Annotated in this window: 4 protein-coding genes; 1 reads left to right on the forward strand and 3 read right to left on the reverse strand. The window is 44.4% G+C overall.

Annotated elements, in window-relative coordinates:
• From AYY16_RS13015 to AYY16_RS13025, 3 genes are all read right to left on the reverse strand, one after another.
• On the reverse strand, nucleotides 1-213 hold a 213-nt coding region (locus AYY16_RS13015; protein ID WP_156665008.1), incomplete at its 3' end, for a HindIII family type II restriction endonuclease.
• A 614-nt stretch (nucleotides 214-827) separates the two neighbouring features.
• The gene (locus AYY16_RS21720) at nucleotides 828-1292 is read right to left on the reverse strand and encodes an MbeB family mobilization protein (protein ID WP_223861265.1); all 465 of its coding nucleotides are present in this window, start codon (nucleotides 1290-1292) and stop codon (nucleotides 828-830) included.
• Between the two features lie 674 nt (nucleotides 1293-1966).
• On the reverse strand, nucleotides 1967-2278 hold the full coding sequence (locus tag AYY16_RS13025) for a MobC family plasmid mobilization relaxosome protein (protein ID WP_067367339.1): 312 nt from the start codon (nucleotides 2276-2278) through the stop codon (nucleotides 1967-1969).
• A 146-nt stretch (nucleotides 2279-2424) separates the two neighbouring features.
• Between AYY16_RS13025 and AYY16_RS13030 the strand changes: the two genes are divergently transcribed.
• On the forward strand, nucleotides 2425-2613 hold the full coding sequence (locus AYY16_RS13030) for a Rop family plasmid primer RNA-binding protein (RefSeq protein ID WP_067367342.1): 189 nt from the start codon (nucleotides 2425-2427) through the stop codon (nucleotides 2611-2613).
• The last annotated feature ends 712 nt before the right edge of the window (nucleotides 2614-3325 follow it).

Raw genomic sequence — 3325 nt, forward strand, 5'->3', positions numbered from 1 at the left:
TTTTTCTTCACTTGAATCATGAGCATACGATTCAGGAATTGCAGTGCATAACCTTAGATGATCCATTAATGCTGAACTACCGGTTCTAAGAACCTCACCAATAATCTCTTGTTCTACTCGACTGGAGTCGTTAACAAAATTACCACTCAATTTAACTATTTCATCAATCCAATAGTAACGTCTTAATTTAGCATCATCTGTTATATAGTTCATTTTATGTCATTTATTCATCATATTTATTAGTTACTCCAATTATCTCATATAGATTAAAACCATCAACAAAAAAGCTTTTATAATCAATACGTTCAAAAGAAACAGTTCCTACAAGACCCATTATGTTAAACGGGCGAGTTTACTACTCAAAACCGCCCGTAAGACATCATCAGAACACCTCAGAGCGATTTTAAGCACCAAACACACCCAGTGTGACACCCAAACATCCTGAAAGTTTATAACGGTTTCTGTGACGTTTGAGGACGTTTTTAACATCCCGTTTTTTCGTCCGGTTTTCATCGCCAAACTGGTGAAAGTCGCAAACTTGTTTGTGGCTTGAAACAGTTTTATCCGTTAAAAGCCGATACTGAACCCACGATCCCGTTTTACTTCCTGTCGCTGGATCTGCTGTGTCAGCCTTTCTGATACCTGTTCAGCAGTCCGGTTAAAGTCGCTAACTGTTGACTGATTTCCCTGTATTGCATGGCTAACTGACTGTTCTGTGTCTCGAGCTCCCCGACACGCTGAGATAAATTGCTGATAACGGTCTCTTGCTGTTGTAACAAGGTGGTCAAGGCGTTCTCTAAGAGTTGTTCTGTCTCGGTCATGGTGATTTATCTCGGTAATATTTTGAGGTTCTTTTTCTCGCCCCAACTCTCGGTTTTGTATTTTGGATCGACTTCGACGCACGCTCTCTCGCTCTTGTCGTCCATGGTGCATGTTGTGAACCGGATATGCTTGCTCTGTGTCTGGTATATCTCGGCTGACCGCTTCCACCCGGTCATGTTCTGGTATTCGCTCACGCTCCAGTATGTGAGAAACAGACTGATCCCTGCCAATATCAGCACCAGTACGCCCAGAATGATGAACGGTAATTTCCACGCGCTCACGGTACGCCTGATCAATTTCGTCTGCTCGACTTGGATACTTTCGCTCAAATTCCTGCTGGCGTCTGCCAGTTGCGCTTTCAAGTCGTTCTCGTGCTGTTCGATAGCGAGTTTCACTTTCTCCGTCATAATCTCGCTGTCTTGCTTGGCATTCTCGGAGAACGTCTGCGCTAAATTTAAAATCCTGCTCATAGAACGCCCCTTTTAAACGTAAGTTTTGCCCCCCGGTTTTGATTGAGAGGTTTTTCGGTGTCACTCTGGCTATCTCAAAGCCTGACTGTTTCAGCGTTTCAATCACATCATCACGGTTACGGATCAGTCCTTTCTGCACCAATGCCGATATGCCGGTATCAATCTCTTTCAGGGCTGATCGTTTTTCTGTCGGTAAATCCGCACGGGTTATCAGTGTTTGCTGTTTATCCGGCGAACGGGGATCGGTCAGGCCGTATTCGTAATTGATAACCTGCTTAAAATTTTCAATCAGTGGTCTGTCGGCTTTGTCATAGTACGGCTGTAAGCGTTTCTGTGAGGTCAGCTCAACGTTAGGGATATAGAAATTAAGCTCTAACCGGTTTTTGTCCGTGTGCTCAACCCATGTGATGTTGTACTGCTCTTTCTCCAGCCCCGAAAAAACATGCTTTTCGAATCGGTCCATAATGGCGGTTTTGTGATGGTCGGGTATATTTTCTTCCTCAAATGACAGACATCCCACGGTGTACGCATTCTTAAATCCGCAACTCTCCGCAATAGACTGCGACAATTCAGGATTGCCCCGTAATACCTGAAATTGTGTGTCCTCTTTGCCCTCACGAAGCAAATAATCCATGCTGGCTTTCGGACTGCCACCGCCTTTGTTACCAAAGAATTTAATCAGCACGGTCGAGCACCTCCCGAAGCTGTGCCTCAATATGTCGTAACGCTAAGGCAATATTGACCGTTTCCATCGAACCCGGTGCTTGATGGCAATGACGGGCTATCTGGTTGAGGTTCACTCCTATCCGGTTAAGCTCAAACAACAACGCAGGAGCAACGCTTTTCGGCTGACGTTTGGGTTTCTGACCTAACGCCAGTTCACGTAACCACTCAGCCAAACGGGGTTTGGTTTTTCGCAAAAGTAACGATTGTTTCTCGTCAGATGTCAGGCGAATAATCACGGTTTCAGTACGTTTGGTCGTCATGCTTTTGTCCTTTTGGGGTCAAGGGGCGAAGCCCATTGCAAGGGCACGAGGAAATCTCGAAGAGATAACGATGTGTGTCCTTGCCCTAAACATTAGCAGCAGATAAAATTTTGTACAATCAGTAAGAAAATAATGGGATTTGAAAGATGACGAAGCAGGAAAAAGCAGTCGTGAATATGGCTAATTTTTTACAGGCTCAAAGTCTGCTCTTACTCGAAAAACTCAATGAACAGGATTCGGATAATCTCGATGCGGAAACCAACCTTTGTGAAGAACTCCACGAACACGCGGAGTCACTACACCGAAGACTGAACGCTAAGCTGGGCGAAGAATAGCCCTTTTACAATAGGCTCCGCCCTCCTGACGAGCTTCACAAAAATCAATTGATTTTCGGTGCTCTAGTCAAGACAGGCGAAACCCGACAGGACTCTAAAGATGCCAGAAGTTTCCCTCTGACGGCTCCCTCGTGCGCTCTCCTGTTCCCACCTTACAAGTTTACAGCCGGTTTTAATCCGCTCTTTCTGTCTTTGGGGGCGCTATCTCTCAGCTTCCCTGTACCGGTACTGCACTTGTTTAGGTGGTTCGCTCCAAGCTGGGCTATTTGCACGAACTCCCCGTTTAGCCCGACTATCACGCCTGTTCAGGTAACTGTTCTCTTGAATCCAACCCTGACAGACACGTAAAAACGCCACTGGCGATAGCCTTTGGTAACGGGGTGTACTGAATTATTTCGCTGAAATCCTTGAAGTGTCACCGCAATAACGGCTAAACTGATATGACAGAATTTGGTTTCAGTGGTCTTGTACACCCTGTTACCTCGGTACAAAGAGTTCCCCAACTCAAAGTACCAACTTTTAGAAAAACCGCCTATTGGCGGTTTTTCTTTTCCGCGTTAGCTTACAATTGAATAAGCTCAATCTCAATAAATCATTTCTAATAGATGTAAACAGTGAAAAACCGACTGTTAGCATATACACTATAATTAATTAAATTCAATAACTTGGTTTTAGATATGCAAGATGATAGGCAATTAAATATAAAAAAAAA

The sequence above is a fragment of the Morganella psychrotolerans genome, from assembly GCF_001676155.1.
GTDB lineage: Bacteria > Pseudomonadota > Gammaproteobacteria > Enterobacterales > Enterobacteriaceae > Morganella > Morganella psychrotolerans.

Coding starts and splice junctions, on each gene's coding strand:
- AYY16_RS21720 (WP_223861265.1), bottom strand. CDS start 1,292: ATGAGCAGGATTTTAAATTTAGCGCAGACGTTCTCCGAGAATGCCAAG.
- AYY16_RS13030 (WP_067367342.1), top strand. CDS start 2,425: ATGACGAAGCAGGAAAAAGCAGTCGTGAATATGGCTAATTTTTTACAG.
- AYY16_RS13025 (WP_067367339.1), bottom strand. CDS start 2,278: ATGACGACCAAACGTACTGAAACCGTGATTATTCGCCTGACATCTGAC.